At 68.8% G+C, this 26,201-nt stretch carries 26 protein-coding genes; 18 read left to right on the forward strand and 8 right to left on the reverse strand.

Annotation, left to right across the window (positions count from 1 at the left end):
• Positions 1–31: 31 nt before the first annotated feature.
• Both dprA and ACRSCF_RS29375 read right to left on the reverse strand, forming a co-directional pair.
• Positions 32–1,237, reverse strand: coding sequence for a DNA-processing protein DprA (dprA, locus tag ACRSCF_RS29370; RefSeq protein WP_016454254.1), 1,206 nt, complete (start codon positions 1,235–1,237; stop codon positions 32–34).
• A gap of 25 nt (positions 1,238–1,262) precedes the next feature.
• A complete protein-coding gene (locus tag ACRSCF_RS29375; RefSeq protein WP_047218912.1) occupies positions 1,263–2,468 on the reverse strand; it encodes a LysM peptidoglycan-binding domain-containing protein in 1,206 nt (401 codons plus the stop codon).
• A gap of 199 nt (positions 2,469–2,667) precedes the next feature.
• Here ACRSCF_RS29375 and def point away from each other — a divergent pair, with 199 nt between their 5' ends.
• The 8 genes from def (at position 2,668) to ACRSCF_RS29415 (ending at position 8,567) form a co-directional block, all read left to right on the forward strand.
• On the forward strand, positions 2,668–3,180 hold the full coding sequence (gene def / locus ACRSCF_RS29380) for a peptide deformylase (protein WP_432675175.1): 513 nt from the start codon (positions 2,668–2,670) through the stop codon (positions 3,178–3,180).
• Complete coding sequence (locus tag ACRSCF_RS29385) at positions 3,177–3,710, forward strand: membrane protein (RefSeq protein ID WP_034366210.1); 534 nt, start codon at positions 3,177–3,179, stop codon at positions 3,708–3,710. The genes def and ACRSCF_RS29385 overlap by 4 nt, the downstream gene beginning before the upstream one ends.
• 36 nt (positions 3,711–3,746) lie before the next feature.
• Positions 3,747–4,730, forward strand: coding sequence for a methionyl-tRNA formyltransferase (gene fmt, locus ACRSCF_RS29390; protein WP_043790911.1), 984 nt, complete (start codon positions 3,747–3,749; stop codon positions 4,728–4,730).
• Positions 4,727–5,590, forward strand: a complete 864-nt coding sequence (locus ACRSCF_RS29395; protein ID WP_016449357.1) for an AzlC family ABC transporter permease — start codon at positions 4,727–4,729, stop codon at positions 5,588–5,590. The genes fmt and ACRSCF_RS29395 overlap by 4 nt, the downstream gene beginning before the upstream one ends.
• On the forward strand, positions 5,590–5,925 hold the full coding sequence (locus ACRSCF_RS29400; protein ID WP_012202761.1) for an AzlD domain-containing protein: 336 nt from the start codon (positions 5,590–5,592) through the stop codon (positions 5,923–5,925). The genes ACRSCF_RS29395 and ACRSCF_RS29400 overlap by 1 nt, the downstream gene beginning before the upstream one ends.
• Positions 5,926–6,117: 192 nt before the next feature.
• Positions 6,118–7,311 carry a phosphoglycerate kinase gene (locus ACRSCF_RS29405; RefSeq protein WP_034348266.1) on the forward strand — a complete coding sequence of 398 codons (1,194 nt, stop codon included), beginning with the start codon at positions 6,118–6,120 and terminating at the stop codon, positions 7,309–7,311.
• Between the two features lie 120 nt (positions 7,312–7,431).
• Positions 7,432–7,971 (forward strand): hypothetical protein, encoded by a 540-nt coding sequence (locus tag ACRSCF_RS29410; RefSeq protein ID WP_016449355.1) that lies wholly within the window; start codon positions 7,432–7,434, stop codon positions 7,969–7,971.
• Complete coding sequence (locus ACRSCF_RS29415) at positions 7,968–8,567, forward strand: FlgO family outer membrane protein (protein WP_017407706.1); 600 nt, start codon at positions 7,968–7,970, stop codon at positions 8,565–8,567. Before ACRSCF_RS29410 ends, ACRSCF_RS29415 begins: the two co-directional genes overlap by 4 nt.
• A gap of 74 nt (positions 8,568–8,641) precedes the next feature.
• On the opposite strand, the gene ACRSCF_RS29420 is transcribed toward ACRSCF_RS29415, so the two are convergent.
• The gene (locus ACRSCF_RS29420; RefSeq protein ID WP_026062986.1) at positions 8,642–9,523 is read right to left on the reverse strand and encodes a DMT family transporter; all 882 of its coding nucleotides are present in this window, start codon (positions 9,521–9,523) and stop codon (positions 8,642–8,644) included.
• Between the two features lie 88 nt (positions 9,524–9,611).
• On the opposite strand from ACRSCF_RS29420, the gene pyrF reads away from it, so the two are divergent.
• The 4 genes from pyrF to ACRSCF_RS29440 all read left to right on the forward strand — a co-directional run bounded on the left by pyrF (position 9,612) and on the right by ACRSCF_RS29440 (position 13,489).
• Positions 9,612–10,439: an orotidine-5'-phosphate decarboxylase gene (gene pyrF, locus ACRSCF_RS29425; protein WP_016449352.1), complete on the forward strand. Its 828-nt coding sequence runs from the start codon at positions 9,612–9,614 to the stop codon at positions 10,437–10,439.
• Between the two features lie 20 nt (positions 10,440–10,459).
• Positions 10,460–11,365 (forward strand): LysR family transcriptional regulator, encoded by a 906-nt coding sequence (locus tag ACRSCF_RS29430; RefSeq protein ID WP_034366206.1) that lies wholly within the window; start codon positions 10,460–10,462, stop codon positions 11,363–11,365.
• A 155-nt stretch (positions 11,366–11,520) separates the two neighbouring features.
• Complete coding sequence (locus tag ACRSCF_RS29435) at positions 11,521–12,504, forward strand: Bug family tripartite tricarboxylate transporter substrate binding protein (RefSeq protein WP_034366202.1); 984 nt, start codon at positions 11,521–11,523, stop codon at positions 12,502–12,504.
• Between the two features lie 7 nt (positions 12,505–12,511).
• Positions 12,512–13,489, forward strand: coding sequence for a succinylglutamate desuccinylase/aspartoacylase domain-containing protein (locus tag ACRSCF_RS29440; RefSeq protein WP_209799372.1), 978 nt, complete (start codon positions 12,512–12,514; stop codon positions 13,487–13,489).
• Between the two features lie 21 nt (positions 13,490–13,510).
• On the opposite strand, the gene ACRSCF_RS29445 is transcribed toward ACRSCF_RS29440, so the two are convergent.
• Complete coding sequence (locus ACRSCF_RS29445) at positions 13,511–14,665, reverse strand: NAD(P)/FAD-dependent oxidoreductase (RefSeq protein WP_016454261.1); 1,155 nt, start codon at positions 14,663–14,665, stop codon at positions 13,511–13,513.
• An 8-nt stretch (positions 14,666–14,673) separates the two neighbouring features.
• Entirely contained in the window at positions 14,674–17,781 is a 3,108-nt protein-coding gene (gene uvrA, locus ACRSCF_RS29450) for an excinuclease ABC subunit UvrA (protein ID WP_244387641.1), read from the reverse strand.
• A gap of 273 nt (positions 17,782–18,054) precedes the next feature.
• On the opposite strand from uvrA, the gene ACRSCF_RS29455 reads away from it, so the two are divergent.
• From ACRSCF_RS29455 to ACRSCF_RS29480, 6 genes are all read left to right on the forward strand, one after another.
• On the forward strand, positions 18,055–19,230 hold the full coding sequence (locus tag ACRSCF_RS29455) for an MFS transporter (RefSeq protein ID WP_244451735.1): 1,176 nt from the start codon (positions 18,055–18,057) through the stop codon (positions 19,228–19,230).
• 159 nt (positions 19,231–19,389) lie between these two features.
• Positions 19,390–19,956: a single-stranded DNA-binding protein gene (gene ssb / locus ACRSCF_RS29460; protein ID WP_016449346.1), complete on the forward strand. Its 567-nt coding sequence runs from the start codon at positions 19,390–19,392 to the stop codon at positions 19,954–19,956.
• Positions 19,957–20,042: 86 nt separating this feature from the next.
• On the forward strand, positions 20,043–20,540 hold the full coding sequence (locus ACRSCF_RS29465) for a hypothetical protein (protein WP_016449345.1): 498 nt from the start codon (positions 20,043–20,045) through the stop codon (positions 20,538–20,540).
• A 326-nt stretch (positions 20,541–20,866) separates the two neighbouring features.
• Positions 20,867–22,321, forward strand: coding sequence for a SulP family inorganic anion transporter (locus tag ACRSCF_RS29470; RefSeq protein WP_244387642.1), 1,455 nt, complete (start codon positions 20,867–20,869; stop codon positions 22,319–22,321).
• Between the two features lie 396 nt (positions 22,322–22,717).
• Positions 22,718–23,026, forward strand: a complete 309-nt coding sequence (locus tag ACRSCF_RS29475) for a hypothetical protein (protein WP_223275368.1) — start codon at positions 22,718–22,720, stop codon at positions 23,024–23,026.
• Between the two features lie 2 nt (positions 23,027–23,028).
• Positions 23,029–23,721, forward strand: a complete 693-nt coding sequence (locus tag ACRSCF_RS29480) for a hypothetical protein (RefSeq protein ID WP_016449342.1) — start codon at positions 23,029–23,031, stop codon at positions 23,719–23,721.
• Between the two features lie 33 nt (positions 23,722–23,754).
• Here the strand turns inward: ACRSCF_RS29480 and paaE are convergent, their stop codons facing one another.
• From paaE to paaC, 3 genes are read right to left on the reverse strand one after another with little or no spacing between them, the layout of a single operon-like run.
• A complete protein-coding gene (paaE, locus tag ACRSCF_RS29485) occupies positions 23,755–24,852 on the reverse strand; it encodes a 1,2-phenylacetyl-CoA epoxidase subunit PaaE (protein WP_047218904.1) in 1,098 nt (365 codons plus the stop codon).
• On the reverse strand, positions 24,849–25,418 hold the full coding sequence (paaD, locus tag ACRSCF_RS29490; RefSeq protein WP_126311103.1) for a 1,2-phenylacetyl-CoA epoxidase subunit PaaD: 570 nt from the start codon (positions 25,416–25,418) through the stop codon (positions 24,849–24,851). The genes paaE and paaD overlap by 4 nt, the downstream gene beginning before the upstream one ends.
• Positions 25,418–26,200 (reverse strand): 1,2-phenylacetyl-CoA epoxidase subunit PaaC, encoded by a 783-nt coding sequence (gene paaC, locus ACRSCF_RS29495; protein ID WP_043825951.1) that lies wholly within the window; start codon positions 26,198–26,200, stop codon positions 25,418–25,420. The genes paaD and paaC overlap by 1 nt, the downstream gene beginning before the upstream one ends.
• Position 26,201 lies beyond the last annotated feature (1 nt).

Genomic DNA, 26,201 nt, shown 5'->3' on the forward strand with positions numbered 1-26,201 from the left:
ATCCCGCTTGGGGACGCGCCAGTTTTTGAGATCAGGCCTGGGCCAGGCGCTGGAACAGGCCGCCGGGCAGGCGTTCCACGCGGCCTTCCAGTTCCAGCTCCAGCAGGTGGGCCTGCAGGGCTGCGGCGTCCATGCCTGTGCGGTCCATGAGCTCGTCCAGCGACAGCGGGTCGTGGGCCAGGGCGCGCAGGGTGGCGTCGCTCTCAGGGTCCTGGGCGGACTGGACAGCTGCCGCTGCCGATACAGGCTTGGGAAGCGGCAGGCGCGTGGCCGTGCCCTGCAGCTCATCGAGCACGTCCTGCGCCGTTTCCACGAGCTTGGCGCCCTGGCGCAACAGCGCATGGCAGCCGCGCGACTGGGGCGCGTGGATGGAGCCAGGAATGGCAAAGACTTCGCGGCCCTGTTCGCTGGCCAGCCTGGCCGTGATCAGCGAGCCCGACTGCAGGGCCGCCTCAACCACCAACGTGCCCTGGGACAGGCCCGCGATGATGCGATTGCGCTGTGGAAAGTGCGCGGCCATGGGGCCGGTGCCCAGCGGATATTCGCTGACGATCAGCCCGTGGCTGGCCACCTCGCGGGCCAGGGCGGCATGGCGCCGCGGGTAGACCTGGTCCAGGCCCGTGCCGACGACGGCAATGGTGACGGGAGCACCCAGCCCGCCCAGGCGTGGCGCCGCGCGCAGCGCGCCTTCATGGGCCGCGCCATCCACGCCCTGCGCCAGTCCGGAGACGATGCACAGGCCGGCCTCGGCCAGCGCCTGCGCCATGGCACGCGCGTTGGCCGCGCCCTGGACCGTCGGCCCGCGGCTGCCCACCATGGCCAGGGATTGGGGATAGGGGAACCAGGGCCCCGGCCCTGCCATGCAGCGCTCGCTGCCCTGCACATGCAGCAGCAGTGGCGGATCTTCCGTCTGCAGCAGCGCCTGCGGATATTGGGGGTGGCCCAGCACGAGCACGGCGTGCAATTGACCGGAAGCGGGCTTGTCCAGCCATTGCGCCGTGGCCGCTACAAGCTGGTCCAGGCGCTGGGGCACGGTCTGCAGGGCATGGGCCTGAGCGGCGGTAACCAGTCCGTGCCAAGCGGACGGCGGGCCGCTCCAGATGTCCTGCGCACCACCGCAGGCCGCCAACAGACGCCGGGCCGTGGTGCGGCCCACGCCGGGCGTCAGCAGCAGCCGGAGCCAGGCAGAGAGTTCGTCAGGAGCCAACCGGTCCGTGGACTGCAGGGCGGCCGCCATGGCGCTGCCGGCAGGCCGTGGTGGCTCAAGGAGCCGGCGAGGTCAGGCTGTCGCCGACCTCGACACCGCGCCGCGCCTCCAGGATCAGCGCGTAGGAGACGCGATCGAAGGTCCGGAACACCATGGCATGGCCGTTGTGTTCGTCGGGCAGTTGCACCTCTTCCTTTTTCTCGCCCGTCTTGTCCACGATGCGTGCGCCGCGGCGTATCAGCTCCAGCACCGTGCCCACGTCCATGCCGTCCTGCGTGCCCTTGTTGATGGCAATGACCTGGTTGTTGGCCGCCCAGCGCACGGCCTGATCACCGTACAGGGAAACCACATGGGCCTTCACTGCCTGTTGCGGCGCGTGGGGCGCGTAGTTCATGTAGGTGCGCTCGGGCGCGGGCAGCAGGCGGTCGCCGGCGCGCATTTCGGTCTTGGAACGCGACAGGTCCACCGTGGCGGGAGAGTTCTGCTGGTGCTTTTCGCCCTTGCTGTCGACGATCTCCAGCGTGGTCTCGCCCTCGATGAGATCGGCCAGGCCCAGGTACTTGGCCTCATAGCCCAGCACCTCGCCGGAGATGGGATCCTTGAGCGCCACGGCATCGCGGAAGACGCGGTACTGGCGCGGCAGGCCGTCGCCCTTGCGCAGCGGCGCCTCGGCGGTGCCGCGTGCATAGGCGCGGTCGCCGCTGGCCATGAGCACGCGCTCGTCCGTGGTGGCGATCAGGCGTGGCGCGCGCAGCAGCGTTTCGGCATCGACGACCAGGGGCTCGGCCAGGAAGGGCTCGATCAGATGGGGCTGCAGCGTGGGCAGGGCCGCCTGGGCCAGGGATTCGCTGCGCGTGCTCGGAGTGATGCGGACCACGCCGGGCTCGCCGCCATCGCCCATGGGGCGGGCCGTGCTCAGGCGGGCGTAGCCGTCACGCTTGTCCAGGTACAGCACCTGGCCCGGATAGATGAGATGGGGGTTGGCGATGGCCTGCATGTTCATGCCCCACAGCTCGGGCCAGCGCCAGGGACGGCGCAGGAACATGCCGGAGATGCCCCACAGCGTGTCGCCGCGCTTGACGGTGTAGCTGTCGGGCGCATCGGGCGCCAGCTCACCCACGGGAACGCCCTGCTGCGCCACCTGCTGGGCTGCCGAGCGCTGCGATGGCGTCACCGGATACTGCTGCGCGTGGGCCGCCGCACACGCGGCGATCAGGGCCGAGGCAACAGTCCAGGTACGAGCTGTGGCGAATGCAGTCATGGAATTCCTCTTCTTGTGTCTGACACAGCGTCCCTCCTAGGCACTGCGGCACGGCCGATCTTGTCATGAACGGCCATACAGGTCTTACAAATCAGCAAAGATTCTGCGTGCAAGGCCATGAGAGGGCAACGCTTATTGCGTCGTCCCGCTGCGCCCAGGCAGAAAAGTGGCGAAAATAACGACATTCACCGACCACGCCATGTCCATTCTGCCCATTCTTTGCTATCCCGACCCCCGCCTGCACACCGTCGCCAAGCCGGTCGCCAAGGTCGATGACCGCATTCGCCAACTGGTCCAGGACATGTACGCCACCATGTATGACGCCCAGGGCGTGGGACTGGCCGCCACCCAGGTGAATGTGCATGAACGCGTGGTCGTGGTCGATGTCTCCGAAGGCCGCGACGAGCCCTTTGCGCTGATCAACCCCGAGCTGCTCTGGGCCAGCGACGAGAAGCAATTGGGCGAGGAAGGCTGTCTGTCCGTGCCCGGCATCTACGACGGTGTCGAGCGCTCCACGGCCATCAAGGTCAAGGCGCTGGACGAGGCCGGCAACGAACGCATCATCGAGGCCGAAGGCTTCAAGGCCATCTGCATCCAGCACGAGATGGACCACCTGATGGGCAAGGTCTTCGTCGAATACCTGTCGCCGCTCAAGCGCAACCGCATCAAGACCAAGCTGCTCAAGCAGCAGAAACAGGCAGAACGCGCATGACCCGCCTGCCAGCGCCTCGCTTCATGCCGCGCTGGAAGATGGACGGCGCGGGCCTCGTTGCCTGGGCGCTGCTGGCCCTGTCCCTGCTGCTGGTCGGCTGCACCGTACCCGAGTGGCAAAAGCCCGGCACGCCACGGGCCGACATCGAGCGCTCCATGGGCCGCCCGACCCTGAGCCTGCCGCTGGACGGCGGCGGCACGCGCCTGGTCTACAGCTGGCAGCCTGCAGGCCAGCAGGTCTACCACATGGATTTCGACGCCAGCCAGCGCCTGGTGCGCGTGGAGCAGGCGCTCACCATCGAACGCTTCCACGCCCTGCGCAATGGCGAGGACACCCGGGAAAGCGTACGCCAGCTCTTCGGCCCGCCTGCGCTGATCGAGAGGGTCTACAGTTTCAACGGCGACATCTGGACCTACCGTATCCTGGAAAATGGCATTCGCCGCCAGGCCCATGTGCATATCGACCCCGCCGGCGTGGTGCGCCGCGTGATGTTCACCGACGAAGTGTTCAATGACGACGATCGGCGTTGAGCCTGCACACCGTCCCCACCGTCCCTACTGGATTGCATGAGAGTCATTTTTGCCGGCACGCCCGAGTTCGCGCGCGTTGCCCTTGAACGCCTGCTCGCCGCGGGCTTCACCGTCCCCCTGGTGCTGACCCAGCCCGACCGTCCTGCCGGGCGCGGCATGAAGCTGCAGGCCTCGCCCGTCAAGCAGTGCGCGCTGGAGCATGGCATTGCCGTGGCCCAGCCGCGCAGCCTGCGCCTGGACGGCAAATACCCCGAAGAGGCCGCCGCCGCCCGCGCCGCCATCGAAGCGGCCCAGGCCGATGTCATGGTCGTGGCCGCCTACGGGCTGATCCTGCCGCAGTGGGTGCTCGATACGCCCCCGCGCGGCTGCCTGAACATCCACGCCAGCCTGCTGCCGCGCTGGCGCGGCGCCGCCCCCATCCACCGCGCCATCGAGGCCGGCGATGCCGAGACCGGCGTCACCATCATGCAGATGGACGCGGGCCTGGACACGGGCGACATGTGCCTGGTCGAGCGCCTGCCCATCACCGCCGACGACACCACGGCCAGCCTGCACGACAAGCTGGCCGACCTGGGCGGGCGCCTCATCGTCGAGGCGCTGGAGATGAGCGCCTGCGGCGGCCTGCCGCGCACGCCCCAGCCTGCCGAGGGCGTGAACTACGCGCACAAGATCGAAAAGGCCGAAAGCCAGATCGACTGGCGCCAGGATGCCGAGGCCATTGCCCGGCGCCTGCGCGCCTTCAATCCCTTCCCGGGCGGCGCCACGCAGTACGGCGATGAATCCATCAAGGTCTGGGAGGCTCACGCCGACCCCGCCGCCGCCGCGGCGGCGGCAGTGCCCGGCACCGTGCTGTCCGCAGGCGCCGACGGCGTGCGCGTGGCCTGCGGCCAGGGCGTGCTGTGCATGACGCTGCTGCAGCGCGCGGGCGGCAAGCGGCTGGCGGCAGGCGATTTCCTGCGCGGCTTCGATCTGCCTGAAGGAGCCATCCTGGACGGTGCTGCCAGCGGCGGCACGCCATGAACCTGCAGCCCCTGGTGGAACGCGCACGCGGCATTGCGCGCGATCCCGCCTTCATGACCGGCGTGCGCGACATGTCGGGCACGGCGCTGGGCATCGGTGCCTGGGGCCTGGTCACGGGCGTGGCCATGATCAAGAGCGGCATGTCCCTGCCCCTGGCGCTGTTCATGGGCCTGCTGGTCTATGCCGGCAGTGCCCAGCTGGCCGTGCTGCCGCTGATGGCCGTGGGCGCGCCCATGTGGGTGGTCTGGTTCACGGCCATCTGCGTGAACCTGCGCTTCGTCATCCTCAGCAGCATGTGGCGCAGCTACTTTGCCCACCTGCGCCTGCGCCACCGCCTGGCCATCGCCTATTTCAGCGGCGACGTGATCTTCGTGGGCTTCATGAAACGCTACCCCGATGCCCGGCCCCAGCCCGAGCAGCTGCCCTATTTCTGGGGTGCCGCATCGACCAACTGGCTGGCCTGGCAGATCCCGTCCACGCTGGGCATCCTGCTGGCCGACCAGGTGCCCCTGTCCTGGGGCCTGGGCTTTGCGGGCGTGCTGGCCCTGATGGGCGTGCTGCTGTCCATGCTCAACGACCGTGCCACCTGGGTGGCAGGCGTGGTTGCGGCCAGCGCGGCCGTGGCGGCCTTTGCGCTGCCGCTCAAGCTCAATATCCTCGTGGCCATCGCTGCAGCCGTGGCCGCAGGCCTGCTGGCGGAAACGCTGCAGCAGCGCTTGCGCGCACTGCAGGCGCCTGAAAAAGAGGAGCCAGGCCCGGTGATTCTCCCGCCCGATACAGCCCATGGCGAGCGCCATGCCCGGCTGCCGCTGGACGAAGACGCCCGGCCCGTGCAAACCAAGGAAAAGGAAACGCTCTGATGGATCTGTCCTGGCTGTGGCCCTGGCTGGCCTGCGTGGGCCTGGCGGCCATCACGCTGTTCACACGCGCCTTCTTCCTGATTCCCGAGCGCGAGGTGCCCTTGCCGCAATGGCTCAAGCGCGGCCTCAAGTACGCGCCGCTGGCGGCCCTGGCGGCCGTGATTGCGCCCGAGATCGTGATGACCAACGGCCGGCTGATCTCCACCGTGGTCGATGCGCGCCTGCCGGCCCTGGCTTGCGCGGTCATGTATTTTTTTTACAAGCGCAGCATCATGGGAACGATCGCGCTTGGCATGGCGGTCTATCTGCCACTGCATATCGGCCTGGGCTGGTAGGCGCAGCGCGGCCGAGAGCGACCGAGAGCGCCCGGCTGCCCGGCTGAAACCGGATTACAGGCGCTCCCGATGCCCCGGATCGCCGGTGCGCCCGCCCGCTGCCAGGGCGGGCACGCCGCCTACAATGGCCGCGCTTTACCCCTTTTTCGTTTCAATTCCATGGCGATCGCCACCGATCGCAACGCCGCCGTCATGAACATTCTCCGTTTCTCCGATCTGTGCGCCCAGGGCAAGGCCCAGGGCCAGCGCGTCTTCATCCGCGCCGACCTCAACGTGCCCCTGAACGATGCTGGCGAGATCACCGAGGACACGCGCGTGCGCGCCTCCGTGCCCGCCATCGAGATGGCGCTGAAGGCCGGCGCCGCCGTGATGGTGACCAGCCACCTGGGCCGCCCCACCGAAGGCGAGTTCAAGCCCGCCGATTCGCTGGCGCCCGTCGCCCGCCGCCTGGGCGAGCTGCTGGGCCGCGAAGTGCCCCTGGTCGCCGACTGGGTGGACGGCGTGCAGGTGGCGCCCGGCCAGGTCGTGCTGCTGGAGAACTGCCGCGTGAACGTGGGCGAGAAGAAGAACAAGGAAGAACTGGCCCGCAAGCTGGCCGCGCTGTGCGACATCTTCGTGCACGACGCCTTCGGCACTGCCCACCGTGCCGAGGGAACCACCTACGGCATCGCCCAGTTCGCGCCCATTGCCTGCGCGGGACCGCTGCTGTCGGCCGAGATCGACGCCATCACCAAGGCCCTGGCCAACCCGCGCCGCCCGCTGGCCGCCATCGTGGCAGGCTCCAAGGTCTCGACCAAGCTGACCATCCTGCAGTCGCTGGCCAAGAACGTGGACCAGCTCATCGTGGGCGGCGGCATTGCCAACACCTTCATGCTGGCGGCGGGCCTGAAGATCGGCAAGAGCCTGGCCGAGGCCGACCTGGTCGGCGAGGCCCGCGCCGTGATCGACGCCATGGCCGCACGCGGCGCCGAGGTGCCGATTCCCACCGACGTGGTGGTCTCCAAGACCTTCGCGGCCGACGCGCCCGCCACCGTCAAGAAGGCCACCGAAGTGGCTGACGACGACATGATCCTGGACATCGGCCCCGAGACCGCCGCCCGCCTGGCCGAGCAACTGCGCAAGGCCGGCACCATCGTCTGGAACGGCCCCATGGGCGTGTTCGAGTTCGACCAGTTCGCCAACGGCACCAAGGTCGTGGCCCAGGCGATTGCCGAGTCCGACGCCTTCAGCATCGCCGGTGGCGGCGATACCCTGGCCGCCATCGCCAAGTACGGCATCGAGGACCAGGTCGGCTACATCTCCACGGGCGGCGGCGCCTTCCTGGAAGTGCTGGAAGGCAAGACCCTGCCTGCCTTCGAGATCCTGCAAAAGCGCGCCAACGGCTGAGCACGGCAACATCCGGATACGGGGCACTTTCTTGTCAGTGCCTCGCGGCGAAGCCACAATCGACACTTTGCGCAGCTGCAGCAATCCGCCGCAGCGCGCCCCCGCACCGAGGAGAAATCCATGCGATCGTTCAAATCCGCCGGCGGCCTGGCCCTGGCGGGCCTCTGCCTGGCCCTGGCGGGCTGCGTCAATGCACCGATGACCAGCTACTTCGAAGCCACGGCCCAGCCCAAGATCGGCGCTGCCGGCCACTGGGACTCCGTGGCCAACGATGTCGTCGCCAAGACGCTGGAGACACTGCAAAAGACCGGCATCGAGCGCACCACGCCGGTCCACGTGGCCCTGCCGGCCGAGCCCAGCCCGTTCGACAAGGGCTTTCGTGAGCTGATCATCACCAAGCTCGTGCAAAGCGGCGTGACCGTCATGCTGCAACCGGCCCAGGCCCAGCTGCAGGTGAGCTACGGCGCCCAGGTCGTGCGCCACGGCAAGCGCCTGCCCAACCCCGAACTCGTGCTGACGACGACGGTGGTGCGCAACAACCAGTACCTGGCGCGCAAGACCGACGTCTACTACCTCGAAAAGAGCGACGCCGTGCTGTTCACGGCCGAGGATGAGCGCCCCGAATTCCCCACCAAGAACCTGAAGGTGGTGGGCCAATGACGCTGCGCACGCCCCTCCTGCCGGCCGCGCTGGCTGCGGCGGCCCTGCTGTCCGCCTGCGCCGTGCCCGCCCCCGCGCCTTCGCCCGAGTTCTCGGCCGCACGCCGTGGCGAGCCCACCTACCAGTCGGCCGCAGCCAACCCCTTCATCGCCAGCAGCCGCGCTGCCGTGGACGAGCTGGTCAAGGGCCTGAACACCGAGGAACTGGGCGAGGCGCCCGTGCTCGTGGCCACCGTGGTCAACGTCAACGACCTGACGCGCTCTGCCCCCCTGGGCCGCACGCTCAGCGAGCTATACGCCTCCCAGCTGTCCGCCAAGGGCTACAACGTCAAGGAGCTGAAGCTGCGCGGCGATGTGTACGTCAAGGAAGGCACGGGCGAGCTGCTGCTGTCGCGCGAGATCAAGGACATCGCCCGCAACCACAATGCGGCCCTGGTCCTGGTGGGCACGTACTCGGCGGCTGCCAAGTACACCTATGTGAGCCTGAAGCTGGTTCGCACCGACGACAGCCGCATCGTGCGCAGCCACGACTACGCGCTGCCCAACAACATCGACATCCAGCGCCTGCTGGGCGCCCCGGCCACGGCGCAACGCTGAGGCCCTGCAGCCTGACTGCGCCCGTGTGGGCAGTCAGGCTGCGTCTTCTTCTCCCGACCTTCCCCTGCTTGCCCTCAGCGGCCGCGCGCCGGCCACAGCACCGAGGCGATGGCCACCACCATCAGCGCCACGGCCGTCCAGTCCTGCCAGTGCAGCACCTCGCCCAGCCACCAGGCGCCGCTGAACACGCCCAGCACGGGGATCATCATCACGCTCAGCGTGGACGCCACGGGCGGCAGGCTGCGCGCCAGGAAGAACCAGACCGTCTGGCCAAAGCCCAGCACCAGCACGCCGTTGAAGACGATGGCGCCCGTGGCCTGGGCATCGGGCCAGTGCCACAGGTGGCGCTCGAAGACGAAGGCCAGCACCGTGAGCGTCAGCGCGGTCAGCGCCACCATCCACAGCGTCATCGTCAGCAGGGGCACGGGCACCTCGGCGCGGCGCAGCTTCTGCGTGCCGAAGGCCCAGCTCAGCGCGGCGGCCAGCATCAGGCCCACGCCGATGGGGCGGCTGCCCAGGGCGCCGACCTCGTGCCACAGCAGCAGGAGCACGCCCGCCAAGGCCGCCGCCACACCCGCCCAGGCACGCGGCGCCAGCCGGTCATGGAAGAACAGGCTGCCCAGCACGGCCGAGAAGATGGGCATGGTGTAGCCCAGGATGGCCGCCCGCCCGCTGGACAGCATGGGGATGGCAATGATGATCAGGCTGTTCCACAGCACCATGTTGAACAGCGTCAGCTGCGCCAGCCGGGGCCAACAGGCGCGCGGCACGGCCAGCGGCAGGCGGCGCCAGACCACGAAAGCCGCCAGGATGGGCAGCCCCACCCACATCGAGGCCATGCGGAAACTCAGCGGCGGGAAATGCTGCACGCCCAGCTTCATCACCGGCCAATTGATGCCCCAGATCAGGGTCAGCGCGATCAGCAAAAGGATTTGTCGGGCGGTGAAGGCAGGCATAGGCCGCCGATTGTGCCCATGGGCCGCCAAACCCGCTGGATGCCCGGCGACAGGCCCCGGGAAGGGCCGATCGCTAAAATCGCGCCCCATGACCTTTCTCGACATGCTGCGCAATGCCACCGCCCAGAACCAATCCATGCTGTGCGTGGGCCTGGACCCCGAACCCAGCCGCTTTCCTGCGGCCATGCGCGGCGATGCAAGCAAAATCTACGAATTCTGCGCCGCCATCGTCGAGGCCACGGCCGATCTGGTGAACTCCTTCAAGCCCCAGATCGCCTACTTCGCGGCCCACCGCGCCGAAGACCAGCTGGAAAAGCTCATGGCCCACATGCGCGCCGTCGCGCCCCATGTGCCCATCATCCTGGACGCCAAGCGCGGCGACATCGGCTCCACCGCCGAGCAGTACGCCAAGGAAGCCTTCGAGCGCTATGGCGCCGACGCCGTGACCCTGTCGCCCTTCATGGGCTTCGACTCCATCACGCCCTACCTGCAGTACGAGGGCAAGGGCGCCTTCCTGCTGTGCCGCACCTCCAACCCCGGCGGCGACGACCTGCAGGCGCAGCGCCTGGCCGACCTGCCGGGCCAGCCCCACCTGTTCGAGCATGTGGCGCGCCTGGCGCAAGGCCCCTGGAACACCAACGGCCAGCTCGGCCTGGTGGTGGGCGCCACGCGCCCGCAGGAGATCGAGCGCGTGCGTGAATTCGCGCCCTCGCTGCCGCTGCTGATTCCCGGCGTGGGTGCCCAGGGGGGCGATGCCGTGGCCACGGTCAAGGCGGCGCGCATCGGCGGCGGCCCCATCATCATCAATTCCTCGCGTGCGGTGCTCTATGCATCGCAGGGCGACGACTTCGCTGCCGCCGCGCGCACCGCCGCCCAGGCCACGCGCCAGACGCTGCAAGACGCAGCCGCTGCCTGAGACGGCAGGGAAGCCCGGCCATGCAAGGCAAATGGCTGGAAGACTTCCTGCTGCTGGCCCAGGAGCGCAGCTTCACGCGCGCGGCCGAGCTGCGCCATGTCACCCATCCGGCCTTCGGGCGGCGCATCCGCGCGCTGGAGGCCTGGGCCGGCACACCCCTGGTCGAGCCCGGCGGCGGCCCCGTGCGGCTGACGCCGGCCGGTGAAGCCTTCCGCGATACGGCCGAGCAACTGGTGCGCACACTGGCCCAGTCGCACGATGAACTGCAGGCCGTGGCCGGGCGCCAGGCCCGCGTGATCACCCTGGCCACGGGGCGCACGCTGGCGCGCACCATCGTGGCCGACTGGCTGACGCGCCACGGCAGCGTGCTGCAGACGGCCGAGCTGCGCGTGGTCACGCGCACGCTGGACGAGACCGTGGCCATGCTGCAGCGCGGCGAAGTCAGCTTCACGCTGGTCTACCACCACGCCGCCATTGGCGTGCGCCTGGACGGCCGCCAGTTCAGCTACCTGACGGTGATGCAGGACAGGCTGGTGCCCGTGGCCCGCGCCGATGCCCGGGGCCGCCCGCTGTACGAGCTGTCGGCCAGCCACCAGTCCGTCGCTCCCGTGCCCTACCTCGCCTTCTCACACAGCATGGCCCTGGGCCGGCTGGTGGAAGACCACCTGGCCCGGCATCCGCTGGCGCCGCGCCTGCGCCGCTGCGTGGACTGCGACTCGGCCGACGCCCACTACGAATACGTGCTGCGCGGCCTGGGCCTGGCCTGGATGCCGTGGTCCATGGTGCGCGGCGACTGCCAGGCCGGCCGCCTGGCCGTGGCCGGCGACCCGGGCCTGGAAGTGCACTTCGACGTGCGCCTGTACCGTCCCAAGCGCCACCTGGGCCCCGCGGCCGAGCAGTTCTGGAGCGACATCACGGGCGCCTGACGGGTGCATGCATGCGCCCTCCTGGTGCAAACCCGCACCGCGCTGTGGAACAAGCGGGTTTTGGTGCTGCAATGGCTCCGCCTCGTGCCGAATCAGCACCAAATGCCTTGGTAGTCCTTCGCACAATCAATCTCATACATTTCAGGAATAACCCCATGCCCAGCAACTCCCTCCTGCGCCGCACCGCCCTGGCCTGCGGCCTGCTGATCGCCGCCACCGGCAGCGCCTTGGCCGACGACGCCGCCAGCTACCCCAACCGCGCCATCACCATGATCGTGGGCTACCCCGCCGGCGGCAGCACCGACCTGGTGGGCCGCTTCGTGGCCGATGGCCTGGCCTCGCGCCTGGGCCAGCCCGTGGTGGTGGAGAACCTGGGCGGCGCCGGCGGCGCCATCGGCGCGCAAAAGGCCGTCAAGGCCACGCCCGACGGCTACACGCTGTTCGTGGGTGCCAACAACGAGCTGGCCATCGCCCGGCTGATCAACAAGAGCATCAAGTACTCCATCGGCGACTTCACGCCCATCGGCATGATCGGCTCCCAGCCCATGGTGCTGGTGGCCTCGCAGAAGGCCGGCGTGAAGACAGCCGCAGAATTCAGCGCCCTGGTGGCCAAGAACCCGGGCAAGTTCAGCTACGGCAGCTCGGGCGTGGGCACGGCACTTCACCTGGCCGGCGAGATGGTCAAGGAGCAGGGCAAGCTGCACATGACCCACATCCCCTACCGTGGCGTGGCGCCCCTGACCACGGACCTGGTGGGCAACAACATCGAGTTCGGCATGTTCGTGCTGTCCTCGGGACTGCCCCAGATCCGCGCGGGCAAGGTCATCGCCCTGGGCACGACGGAGGCCAAGCGCTCGGCCATCACGCCCGACATCCCGGCCCTGTCCGAGCTGCCCCAGTACAAGAACGTGGACATCAACGTCTGGTTCGCGCTGATGGCGCCCAAGGGCCTGCCCGCACCCGTGGCCGCCAAGGTCAAGAAGGCGCTGGACGAGACCATGGCCTCGCCCGAGTTCCGCAAGAAGATGGAAGAGTCGGGCTCGGTCGTGGCCGATCCCAAGACCGATGCCGGTAAGTACATCAACGCCGAGATCGCCAAGTACACCAAGATCGTCCAATTTGCCCACATCGAGAACTGAGCCAGCCATGGACGCTTTGCGATTTGACCTTCCCCTGCCCGACCTGAGCGCCTGGCGCGCAGGCAATACCGGTACCGAGGGCGTGTGGCAATTCGACTCGGGACGCCCGGGCCGCCACGTGATGATTTCCGCGCTGGTGCACGGCAACGAGATCTGCGGCGCCTGGGCCGTGTCCGGGCTGCTTCAGGCCCTGCACAACGGCCTGGCGCTGGACAACGGCCGCCTGACCCTGGTGCTGGCCAACCTCGATGCCTTCGACCGCTTCGACGCGGCCAGCCACGATGCCTCGCGCTTCGTGGACGAGGACATGAACCGCCAGTGGATAGACGCACGCATCGACGAGGGCAGCACCCGCGAACGCCGCCGCGCCGCCGCGCTGCGCCCCTTCGTGCAGCAGGCCGACTGGCTGCTGGACCTGCATTCCATGCACGAGCCCTCGGCCCCGCTGCTGCTGACCGGCATGCAGCCGCGCAACCGCGATCTGGCACGCCAGATGGGTGCGCCGGCGAACATCGTCGTGGATGCCGGCCACAAGGACGGCACGCGGCTGCGCGACTACGGGCGCTTCGGCCTGCCCGACGCCGAGGCCGGCGACTCGCGCTCGCTGCTGATCGAATGCGGCTTCCATGGCGATCTGGCCAGCCGCGACGTGGCGCACGACCAATGCCTGCGTTTCCTCGAAGTGGCCGCCATCTTCGACAACGGCGCGCTGCACGCCGCCCTGCCCGACTGGAAGCAGGCCGACGCACCGGCCCAGTGGGCGCTGGAAGTCACGGCGCCCGTGGTGGCCAAGAGCAGCGGCTTTCGCTTCACGGCGCCGTTCACGGGACTGGAGCGCTTCGAGAAGGCCGGCACGGTGATCGGCGACAACGATGGCGAGCCGGTGATCACGCCCTATGGCGACTGCGTGCTGGTCATGCCCTCGGTGCGCCAGGCGCGCGCGGGCGTGACCGTGGTGCGCTTTGCGCGGCGCTCGCCGCTCTGAGCGGCACGCTTCAACCGAACCTCAGCCGCGCTGGCAGCGCGCAGGCGACAGCCGTTCAGGCTGCACGCCCTGCGCGGCCAGGCGTGCATCCAGCGGCTCGCCGCACAGCAGGTTGCGCGCCAGCAGGCTGTAGCCGAAGGCGCTCTGTATGCCGTAGCCGCCCTGGGCGGCCACCCAGAAAAAGCCCGGCAGCGGCACGGGCGAAGCATCCCAGCCCACGGCCATCTCGCCGTCGGCCACAAAGCTGCGCAGCCCGGCCCAGGTGTGGGAGGGGCGGCGGATCTGCAGCGTGGTCACTTCCTCGATGCGCCAGATGCCCGTGGCCACGTCCAGTTCCTCGGGCGCCACGTCCTGCGGCGCCACGGGGTCGGCGTTGGCGGGCGAGCCCAGCAGTTGGCCTGCATCGGGCTTGAAGTAAAAGCCCTCGTCGGCGCTGATCACGGCGGGCCAGTGCGCGGCGTCCATGCCGTCGGGCACGGCAAAGGTGAAGGCACTGCGCCGCTTGGGCACCAGGCCGATGGGCGCTGCGCCCGCCAGTGCGCCCAGCGCATCGGCCCAGGCGCCGGCCGCGTTGACCACGCAGCGCGCGCGCACCTGGCTGCCGTCGGCCAGGTCCACGGTCCAGACACCTGCGGCATGCGCCAGCGCACGGACCTCGGCGCTGCAGCGCAGCTCGCCGCCGCACTGGCGCAGGCCGCGCAGGAATCCCTGGTGCAGGCCATGCACGTCGATGTCGCGCGCGCCGTCGTCCGCAAAGCCATCGACCAGCAGCGTGGTGTTCAGGCAGGGCACCAGGGCCTTGAGTTCATCGGGGCCCAGGCGCCGCGCCTGGGGCGAGTGCAGGAGCGCCTCGGCATGGGCGGCATCGAGCAGGTCCTTCTGCGCGGCCGTGCCCACATAGAGCACGCCGCGCGGCGCCAGGATGGGCGCCTGCACAAAGCCCTGCGGCGGCTGCTCGTAGAAGGCGCGGCTGGCGCGCGTCAGCGCCTGGACTTGCAGCGGGCCATAGTGCTCCTCATACAGCGCGGCCGAGCGGCCCGTGCTGTGGTAGCCGGGCTGGGATTCGCGCTCCAGCACCAGCACCGAGGCGCCGCCATCGCGCGCCAGCTGCCAGGCCACCGAGGCACCGGCCATGCCCGCGCCCACCACCACGAAATCAAGGATGCTGCTGTCCATGGCCGGCCTCACTGTGCTTTCCGGCGACCAGCCTTGGCCGCTGCAGGAGCCGACACCGACGCTGCCTCCAGATAGGGCCGCAGGTAGCGCCCCGTATGGCTGGCCGGGTTGGCCGCCACGTCCTCGGGCGTGCCCGTGGCCACCACCTGGCCGCCGCCCGAGCCGCCTTCGGGGCCCATGTCGATGATCCAGTCGGCCGTCTTGATCACGTCCAGGTTGTGTTCGATGACCACGATGGTGTTGCCCGCATCGCGCAGCTGCTGCAGCACCTTGAGCAGCAGGGCGATGTCGGCGAAGTGCAGGCCCGTCGTGGGCTCGTCCAGGATGTAGAGCGTGCGCCCCGTGTCGCGCTTGGACAGCTCCTGGGCCAGCTTGACGCGCTGCGCCTCGCCGCCCGACAGCGTGGTCGCGCTCTGGCCCAGCCGGATATAGGACAGGCCCACGTCCAGCAGGGTCTGCAGCTTGCGGGCGATGGTGGGCACGTCCTTGAAGAAGGCATGGGCGTCCTCCACCGTCATCTCCAGGATCTGGGAGATGTTGCGGCCCTTCCACTGCACCTCCAGCGTCTCGCGGTTGTAGCGCTGGCCGTTGCAGATGTCGCAGGGCACGTAGACATCGGGCAGGAAGTGCATCTCCACCTTGACCACGCCGTCGCCCTGGCAGGCCTCGCAGCGGCCGCCGGCCACGTTGAAGGAGAAGCGCCCGGGGCCGTAGCCGCGCTCCTTGGCGGTGTTGGTCTCGGCCATCAGGTCGCGGATGGGCGTGAACAGGCCCGTGTAGGTGGCCGGGTTGCTGCGCGGCGTGCGGCCTATGGGCGACTGGTCCACATTGATGACCTTGTCGAAATAGCCCATGCCGATGATGTCGTCGTGCGGCGCGGCCTCGCCGCCGGCACGGTGGATCTGGCGCGCGGCCTCGGTATAGAGCGTGTCGTTGACCAGGGTGCTCTTGCCCGAGCCCGAGACGCCGGTCACGCAGGTCAGCAGGCCCACGGGAAAGTCCGCCGTCACGCCCTTGAGGTTGTGGCCGCGTGCCCCCACCACGCGCAGGGCCTGCAGTTGCGGCGCAGCCGCGCCGGCCTCGGCCGGATGCTGGCCCGTGCGTGCGGGGAAGCCCTTGGCAGGAGACCGGACCTCGCCCTCGGCCGGCGCCTCGACCACGGGCTGCCAGGGCGTGCGCCGCGCAGGCACTTCGATGCGCTGGGTGCCCGCCAGGTAGCGGCCCGTGGGCGAATCGGGGTTGGCGCGCACCTCTTCGTAGCTGCCCTGGGCCATGACGCGGCCGCCATGCACGCCCGCGCCCGGCCCCAGGTCGATGATCTGGTCGGCCGCGCGCATCATGTCCTCGTCGTGCTCGACCACGATGACGCTGTTGCCGATGTCGCGCAGGTGCTGCAGCGTGCCGATGAGCTTGTCGTTGTCGCGCTGGTGCAATCCGATGCTGGGCTCGTCCAGCACATACATCACGCCCGTCAGGCCGCTGCCGATCTGGCTGGCCAGGCGGATGCGCTGGGCCTCGCCGCCGGACAGCGTGTCGGCCCCGCGCTCCAGGCTCAGGTAGCTCAGGCCCACGTCGTTGAGGAACAGCAGGCGCGAGGCGATCTCGCGCACCACCTTGCCCGCGATCTCCGCCTTGGCGCCCGACAGCTGCAGGGACGCGCACCAGGCATGGGCCTCGGCCAGCGTGGCGTGGCCCACCTCGTAGATGGCGCGGGCCTGCTCGCCCTCGCCGATGCGCACGAAGCGCGCCTCGCGGCGCAGCCGCGTGCCGCCGCAGTCGGGGCAGACGGCGACGCTGCGCAGCCGCGCCAGGTCGTCGCGCACCACGCTGGACTCGGTCTCGCGCCAGCGCCGCGTGATGTTGGGGATGATGCCCTCGAAGGGATGGCTCTTGACCAGGGTCTCGCCCTTGCGCGCGCCGCTGTCGAAGACATAGGTGAAGGGCATTTCCTCCTCGCCCGAGCCCCACAGCATCACGTTGCGCACCTTCTCGGGCAGCTCCTCGAAGGGCAGCTCCACATCGGCGCCATAGTGGCGCGCCACGCTCTCCAGCATGGAGAAGTAGTAGCCGTTGCGCCGGTCCCAGCCCTTGACGGCGCCGCTGGCCAGGCTCAGCGTGGGAAAGGCCACCACACGCTCGGGATCGAAGGACTCCGTGCAGCCCAGGCCGTCGCAGCCCGGGCAGGCGCCCATGGGCGAGTTGAACGAGAACAGGCGCGGCTCCAGCTCGGGCAGCGAATAGCTGCACAGCGGGCAGGCGAACTTGGCGCTGAAGAGGTGCTCCTTGCCGCTGTCCATCTCCAGGGCGATCACGCGGCCGCCGGCGTCGGCGCCGCCCGCGCGCAGGGCGGCCTCGAAGCTCTCGGCCAGGCGCTGCTGGGCGTCGGCGCGCACCTTGAGGCGGTCGATCACCACGTCGATGTCGTGGCGCTCGTTCTTCTCCAGCGCGGGCAGGGAATGGGACTCGTGGATCTTGCCGTCGATGCGAAAGCGCACATAGCCCTGGGCCTGCATCTGCGCGAACAGCTCGGCGAACTCGCCCTTCTTGTTGCGCGCCAGCGGCCCCAGCACCATGAGGCGCGTGTCCTCGGGCAGGGCCAGGGCCGCATCCACCATCTGGCTGATGGTCTGGGACTGCAGCGGCAGGTTGTGGTCGGGGCAGTAGGGCGTGCCGGCGCGTGCGAACAGCAGGCGCAGGTAGTCGTTGATCTCGGTCACCGTGCCCACGGTGGAGCGCGGGTTGTGGCTGGTGGCCTTCTGCTCGATGCTGATGGCGGGCGACAGGCCCTCGATCAGGTCCACATCGGGCTTGTCCAGCCGCCCCAGGAACTGGCGCGCATAGGCCGACAGGCTCTCCACATAGCGGCGCTGGCCCTCGGCGTACAGGGTGTCGAAGGCCAGGCTGGACTTGCCCGAGCCCGACAGCCCGGTGATCACCACCAGCCGGTTGCGCGGAATGTCCAGGTCGATGTTCTTGAGGTTGTGCGTGCGCGCACCGCGGATGGCGATGCGTGACTGCGCCAGCGCCTGGCCGAGGTAGCGGCCGTCGGGCTGGGAGCGGGAGTCGGCGGCCCGGTCCAGGCCGCCGTCTTCGAAAATCGTGTGGGAACCAGGCATCGGGAAAACCCCTGCGAAGGCGAACCCGCCATGATAGGTCAGAACCCGTGCCACCGCATGGCGGCTCGGTCTGCGGGGCGGCAGGGCCTTCTGCGGCGCCCCTTCACAAAACTGTCTTGCACTGCCTTGCATAACCCAGCCACCCCGCAGCGCCGGCCTATGGGCGAGAATGGCGGATTGCTTGCCCCCACAACAGTGCACCCCGTGCTCGATTCCCCCACACCCGTCCACGGCGCCCAGGCGCCAGCCCCCTCCTCGGCCGCATCGGGCCGCATGACCTCGCAGGAACGCCGATCCAGCGCCAGCCTGGCGCTGATCTTTGCGCTGCGCATGCTGGGCCTGTTCCTGGTGCTGCCGGTGTTCGCGCTGGAGGCGCGCAAATACCCGGGCGGGGATGATCCGGCCATGATCGGCCTGGCCATGGGCCTGTACGGGCTCACCCAGGCCGTGTTCCAGCTGCCCCTGGGCCTGGCTTCGGACCGGTTCGGGCGCAAGCGCGTCATCGTCGCCGGGCTGCTGGTCTTTGCCGCGGGCAGCCTGCTGGCGGCCACGGCCGACTCGCTGCTGGGCCTGATGTGGGGCCGGGGCCTGCAGGGCGCGGGCGCCGTCTCGGCCGCCGTGACCGCGCTGCTGGCCGACCTCACGCGCGACAGCGTGCGCACCAAGGCCATGGCCATGGTGGGCGGCAGCATCGGCCTCATGTTTGCGCTGGCCCTGGTGCTCAGCCCCCTGCTGGCGGCCTGGGGCGGGCTGCCCGGCATCTTCGGCCTGACCTGCGCCCTGGCGCTGGCGGGCATTGCCGTCGTGCTCTGGGTCGTCCCGCCCGAGCCCGCGCGCCACGCCGACCAGCCGCGCGGCCGCATGGCCGAGCTGTGGCGCCATGGCGACCTGGTGCGCCTGAACCTGGGCGTGTTCGTGCTGCACACCGTGCAGATGTCCATGTGGGTGGCCGTGCCCGCCATGCTGGTGCAGGCAGGCCTGGACAAGCAGGCGCACTGGCATGTCTACCTGCCGGCCGTGGTGCTGTCCTTCGCCGCCATGGGCGGCCTGTTCGCCATGGAGCGGCGCGGGCGCCTGCGCGCGGCCCTGCTGGGCGCCATCGCCCTGATCACCCTCGTGCAGATCGGCCTGGGCCTGCTGGCGGCCGGCGGCGCGCAGCCGCCGCTGTGGGCCATGGCCGTGCTGATGTTCGTGTTCTTCTGCGGCTTCAACGCGCTGGAGGCCACCCAGCCCAGCCTGGTCTCGCGCATGGCGCCGGCTCCGCTGCGCGGCGCGGCGCTGGGCGCCTACAACACGCTGCAATCGCTGGGCCTGTTCGTAGGCGGCGCGCTGGGCGGCGCCGTCGCCAAATGGGCCGGCATGCCGGGCCTGTTCACCCTGACGAGCGTCCTGGCCGTGCTGTGGCTGGTCGTCACCTGGCCGCTGCGCCCCGTAGGCCGCCACGGCTGAACGGTAGTTTTCCGACGGTTACAAACTGCTGCAGCCAGCCGCTGCACCGGCATATCCGTCCCCTGCCAACGGCGGACGGCTTGCGGCACAATGGCGCGTCTGGCCCGGGATCCATCCTTCTATGCCCGGGCCACTTCTCTCTGTAAAGGTATTTCACTCATGGCATCCGTCAACAAGGTCATCATCGTCGGCAACCTCGGGCGCGACCCCGAAATGCGCACCTTCCCGAGTGGCGACCAGGTGGCCAACGTGACCATCGCCACCACCGACCGCTGGCGCGACAAGAACACGGGCGAGAACAAGGAAGCCACCGAGTGGCACCGCGTGGTCTTCAACGGCCGCCTGGCCGAAATCGTGGGCCAGTACCTGCGCAAGGGCAGCCAGGTCTATGTCGAAGGCAGCCTGCGCACGCGCAAGTGGACCGACCAGGCCTCCGGCCAGGAACGCTACGCCACCGAAATCCGCGCCGACACCATGCAGATGCTGGGCAGCCGCCAAGGCGGCGGCGGTGGCCAGCAAGGCGGCGGCTATGGCGATGAAGGCTATGGCGACAGCGGCTACGACGCCCCTCCCCAGCAGCAACAGCGCCGCCCGGCCCCTGCCCCCATGGCAGCGCCCGCACCGCGCCAGGCCCCTGCCCAGCGCCCCGCCCCCGCACCCATGGCACCCCCGCCGCAGCGCGCAGCCTCGGGCTTTGACGACATGGATGACGACATTCCGTTTTGATTCGGACCATCAAGGTTCTTGAGCATCCAGACCCGCTTTCCCCGGAAAGCGGGTTTTGTTTTTCCAGGCGCCCGACGACAAATCCCATGCTCCTGCCGCGTGCCAGAACCCTGTTGTGGAGTCTTGTCCTGTGCCTGCCGCTGGCCGTGTTCGGCTGGCTGGCTGCAGCCCTCTGCCTGATCTCGCAGGAGGACTACACGCCCGAGCCCGGCAGCTTCACCTACTACATCGGCATCTCGTCCCTGGTGCGCCATGCGCCGCTGGTGGGCGCGCTGGGCAAGGCGGAGTACTTCGGCACCGTGGGCGACGGCAACAAGCCGCCACACGGCCTGGTGTCCTATGACGTGGAGTTCGCAAGCATTGGCCCCGCCACGCACGCCTTCGATGCCTACCTGCTCGGCAAAGGCTATTCCCGGAGTGCGGACGACGAAACGCCCGGCCCCTCCTACGGCATGGGGCGGCGCGTTCGCCATGCCAGGTACACGGCGGCTTCGGGCCAAGTCGTCTACGTGGAAGTGGTGCAGGCCTCGTCGGCCGAGCAAGGCCCTGTGCGCTACCGCGCCACCATGGCGCACTACGACTGATTGCGGCCAGGGGTCCATCCCGCGGCAGGCAGCACCCCCTCGTACAATCGCGCCCGTGATTTCAGTCCACCGGCACCGTCAACCCGGGGCTCGCCAAGCGCGCAGCCGCGATGCCGCGCGCCTTCACAGCTTCACGCTGGCCCGCATCGCGCGCGGCTCGCAGAGCCGGCGCTCGGGCTGCACCCGCCTGGCGCCGCCGTAGCACGGCCGAACCGTACAAGCCGCCAGGTTGTTTCGGGCATCGCCCGACGCCCGGCATGTTCATTCCCGTCTACAAAATCCTGCCCCGCCCTGCCACACCCAGCGCGGCGGGGCTGGCCATTTCCATGTCGAAACACCCGCATCCCTTTCGCGCCGAGTGGGCGCCCAGCATTCCGCGCGAGCTCATGGCCGGCGCCGTGGCCACCTTTGCGCTGATCCCCGAGGTCATCGCCTTTTCCTTCGTGGCTGGCGTCGATCCTGCCGTCGGGCTGTTCGCGTCTTTCATCATCAGCATCGTCATCGCCTTCACGGGCGCGCGCCCGGCCATGGTGTCGGCGGCCGCGGGCTCGGTCGCCCTGGTGGCAGCGCCGCTGGTGCATGCCCATGGCGTGCAGTATCTTTTTGCGGCCGGCATTCTTGCGGGGGCCGTGCAGATCCTGTTCGGCCTGCTGCGCCTGGGCGTGCTGATGCGCTATGTGTCGGGTTCGGTGCGCACGGGCTTCGTCAATGCGCTGGCCATCCTGATCTTCTCGGCCCAGATGCCGCACCTGATCGGCGCCAATGCCGCCACCTGGGCCATGGTGGGCGCCGGCCTGCTGATCATCTACGGCCTGCCCCGGCTGACCACGGCCGTGCCCTCGCCCCTGGTCTGCATCGTGGTGCTGACGGTGGCGGCGAATTGGCTGGACCTGCCCCTGAAGACGGTCGCCGACCTGGGCCTGCTGCCGGACGGCCTGCCCAGCTTCGGGCTGCCGCAGGTGCCGTGGTCGCTGGAGACGCTGCGCCTGATCGCCCTGCCCGCGCTGGCGATCGCCATGGTGGGATTGCTGGAGTCCATGATGACGGCCAGCGTGGTCGATGAACTCACGGACACGCCCAGCTCCAAGAACCGCGAGTGCAGCGGCATCGGCGTGGCCAACATCGCGGCCAGCCTGTTCGGCGGCATTGCCGGCTGCGCCATGATCGGCCAGACCGTGGGCAATGTGCGCTACGGCGGCCGCGGCCGGCTGTCCACGCTGTTCGCGGGCGCCTTCCTGCTCATCCTGATGGTGCTGCTCAAGCCCTGGGTGTCCCAGGTGCCGGTGGCGGCGCTGGTGGCCATCATGGTGATGGTGTCGGCCTCCACGCTGGACTGGGGATCGGCCCGCGCCCTGCTCAGGCATCCCAAGCTGTCCAGCGCCGTGATGCTGGCCACCGTGGTGGTCACCGTGGCCACGGACAACCTGGCCGCCGGCGTGGGCGTCGGCGTGCTGCTCAGCGGGGTGTTCTTCACCTTCAAGGTCTCAAGGCTGCTGTCCGTCGAGAAGACGCAGGACGGCGCAGGCCTGACCTACCGCGTCTCGGGCCAGGTCTTCTTTGCCTCGGCCGATCAGCTGGTCGATGCCTTCGACGTGCGGGACATCGAAGGCCGGCCCGTGCGCATCGATCTGACCAACGCCCATTTCTGGGACATCACGGCCGTCAATGCGCTGGACAAGGTCTGCCAGCGCCTGCGCAAGCACGGCAGCACGGTCGAGGTGACGGGCCTGAACGAACACGGCCGGGCACTGGTGTCGCGGCTGGATATCGGCATCGAGTAGGAAACCTGCCCCGGGCATGGTTTCCCTGCGCTGGCAGACCGCTGGCTTTCCTGGGGCAGACGCGGTCTGCTCTTTCGCAAAGAGAAATCCGTCAAATATCGAATGTGGCATTCAGAAAATTCTCTATTTCAAAGAGTTACTCTTTTGAAATAAAGATTCCAGCCCGCTCATTTAGGATCTGGACCGCTGTCACCTCCCCGAACCCGTTCCATCTCTTCCATGCGACTCAGATCCGTTATCTTGGGCCTTGTCCTCCTGGTCTTTGCCGCATCCGCATCCTGGTTGGCCGTGTATGGGTTTCTCATCTCCCAGGAGGACTACTCGCCTGAGCGGGGATCGCTCAGATATTACGTAGGCATCTCTTCCCTGATACGCAATGCGCCAGCGACAGGGACGATGGCGCAGCCCACCTACTTCGGCTCCGTCGGTGATGGCAACAAGCCCCCGCAGTCCGAGATGACCTTCGAGACCAGCGCCAAGGACATCACCGAGGCCACTGCGGCCCTCACCAGCTACCTGCGCCAGAAGGATTTCCACCAGAGATCCATCGATGCCGGAAATGCCGCCGCATCGTTTGTCCCCGAGGGAGAGCGCCTTGTCCAATACGCGCAATACGCGTCATCGGCCGGCGAAGTTGCCGTACTGGCGGTCACCCAGGCAATCGCAACAGGCCTTTGCAAGGTCACGCTCACCCATTACGACTGAACATGTCCAGCAGATCCCACATACCCCGAAGACTCATCTATACCTGCAACTGCGGATGGATTGACCTGGGCCACCTCCAATCGGTCGAGAGCCATCGCAATCGCTACGCCAGTGCGGCCTATCTCTGGAAAGACATACTGCATGAGCGTGGCATCGGGATTCCCGGTCACTCCGACAGCCATCTGATTCAATACAAGCAATCCATGGGGCGCTTTGGCCTGACCCAGGAATTTGCCAAGTTCTATCTCGTCAAGAAAGGCCTGTCTCTTTCAGCGAAGCGCTCCGTGGCCCTGGCCATATTCATGGAGGTTTCCATGGGCTTCGAGAGCCTGCAGGCATCCATGTCGCTCCTCACAGACAGTGGATTCAGCCAGGAAGACCTGGTTTCCAACCTGATTGGCTTTTACATGGTCGTGCACGGGGCACTGGACTGGAAGAATCTGTGCAAGCCGGTTTCCACCGAGGCATCGCTGGCCGTCTGGGACGCCAACGGTCCCGTGGGAAGCCATAAAAACAAAGTCTTCCAGCCGCAGTTCCACGCCTGCGAGGAATGCAAGAGCAAGCACCATGTGCAGCTGCCGCGCTTTCCTTCCGCGTTTCAGTCCATACAGCCCGCATCCAAGGGTCTGCACTTCATCGAAGCATCTGATGGGCTGCCAGTGCCAAAGCACATGCTTTCGACACTGTTTCCCTGAGTCTTCCTGCCCTGCGCCAGAACGCAGGCGCCCTCACCGCTCATCGAACGACAGCACCACGCGCTCGGTAAGCGGATGCGCCTGGCAGGTCAGGACAAAGCCGCAGGCGACCTCGTTCTTGTCGAGGGCGAAGTTGCGCTCCATGCGCACCTCGCCCTCGACCACCTTGGCGCGGCAGGTACCGCAGACGCCCGAGGTGCAGGAATAGGGCACTTCCAGCCCGGCCGAGGAGGCCGCGTCCAGGATGCTGGCCTGGCCGCGCGTAAAGGGGATCTCGCGCGAGAGGCCGTCGCGCACCAGGGTGATGCGTGCGGTGGCGGCGTCGCCAGGCTGGGCCTCGTGCACCACGGCGCCCACCGTGCCCTGGCCTGCGGCCGGCAGGGCCACGCCGAAGCGCTCGATGTGGATGCGCTCCTCGGGCACGCCGGCGGCCAGCAGGGCGGCCTCGGCCTCGTCGTTCATCTGGAAGGGCCCGCAGATGTAGACATGGTCGATGTGCGCGGCCGGCACCACGCCCTGCAGGAATTCGGCGATCTTGCTGCGGTCCATCACACCCATGTTCAGCGGCAGGTCGGTGTGCTCGTCCGAGAACACATGCTGCAGCGACAGCCGCGACATGTAGCGGTTCTTGAGGTCCTCGATCTCCTCCTTGAACATGGTGGACTGCAGCTGGCGGTTGCCGTAGATCAGCGTGAAGCGGCTGGCGGGCTCGCGCGCCAGCACGGTCTTCATGATGGACAGGATGGGCGTGATGCCGCTGCCGCCGGCGATGCCCACATGGTGGCGCGCGGCCCCGGGCTCGATGGGCACGAAGAAGCGGCCCTGGGGCGCCATGACCTGCAGCGTGTCGCCGGGGCGCAGATGCTCGTTGATCCAGTTGGAGAACTGGCCGCCGCGCACCTTGCGCACGCCCACGCGCAGCTCGCCGTCATCCACGCCTGCGCAGATGGAGTAGCTGCGGCGCAGGTCCTGGCCGTCGATCTGGTGGCGCAGCGTCAGGTACTGGCCCTGGGTGAAGCCGAAGACCTCGCGCAGCGCGGGCGGCACGTCGAAGGAGACGACCACGGCCTCGGCCGTGTCGGGCGCAATGCTGCGCACGCGCAGCGGGTGGAACATCGTGGTCGTGGTCATATCGGCTTGAAGTGTTCGAAGGGTTCGCGGCAGTCCAGGCAGCGGTGCAGGGCCTTGCAGGCCGTGGCGCCGAAGGCCGACAGCCGCTCGGTGTGCACGCTGCCGCAGTGCGGGCAGGCAACGGGCCCGGGCGCGGCAATGCCCTGGCGGCGGCGCACCAGCCGGATGGGCGAGGTGCCTTCCGGCAGGCCGGAGTCGCCGCAACGCCCAGGGGGCGCGATGCCGTACTCGCGCAGCTTGCGCCGGCCGTCGTCGCTGATCCAGTCCGTGGTCCAGGCCGGGGCGCGGCGCAGCACGGCGCGCGCAGGGCCCAGGCCTGCGGCCTCGATGGCATCGAGCACGCTGCGCTCGATGACCTCGGTGGCCGGGCAGCCCGAGTAGGTGGGCGTGAGCACGATCTCCATGCCCTGGCCTTCGGGCAGGGCATGGACCTCGCGCACGATGCCCAGCTCGCAGACCGAGATCACGGGCACCTCGGGGTCGGGCACGTCCTGCAGCGCGGCCCAGGCCAGGCGCTCGCGCTCGGCCGAGGCGGATGTGACGGCCACAAGCCGTGCGGCAGCCATCACCACACCCCGCCCGGATAGGCGCGCTGCAGGTGCTGCATCTCGGCCAGGATGAAGCCCATGTGCTCGCTGTGCACGCCGTTGCGGCCCGTGCTGCGGAAGGCGGATTCGGCCGGCATGTCCAGCGTGGCCTCCTGCAGCAGGGCGGCCATTTCGGCCTGCCAGGGCTCGCGCAGCTCGGACCAGGCCGGGCCCAGGCCGCTGGCACGCGCGGCGGCGTCCGTGGCGTCGTCGGTGAACAGCTCGGCCGCATAGCGCCACAGCTGGGCCAGGGCCGCCTCCATGCGCTGGCGCGATTCCTCGGTGCCGTCGCCCAGGCGCACCACCCAGTCGCCCGCGTGCTGCTCGTGGTAGCGCGCTTCCTTGAGCGCCTTGGCGGCGATGGCGGCCAGCTCGGCGTCGCTGGAGTGCACCAGGCGCTCCCACATCAGGCGCAGCCAGGTGGCGGCCATGGCGTTGCGCAGCACGGTGAAGGCGAAGTCGCCGCGCGGCAGCTCGGCCAGCGTGGCATTGAAGTAGTCGCGCTCGTCGCGCAGAAAGGCGAGCTGGTCCTCGTCGTGCGCGCGGCCTTCGAGCTGGCCGGCGCGCGTGAGCAGCGCACGCGCCTGGCCGACCAGGTCCAGCGCCATGTTGGTCATGGCGATGTCCTCTTCGAGGATGGGCGCGTGGCCGCACCACTGGCCCAGGCGCTGGGCCAGGATCAGGCAGGTATCGCCCAGGCGCAGCAGGTACTGCACCTCGGGGCGGGCGTCGATGGCGATGGAGGAGGCGGAGGCGTTCATG

Source organism: Delftia sp. 11MD (assembly GCF_050907895.1).
Taxonomy (GTDB): Bacteria; Pseudomonadota; Gammaproteobacteria; order Burkholderiales; family Burkholderiaceae_C; genus Comamonas; species Comamonas tsuruhatensis.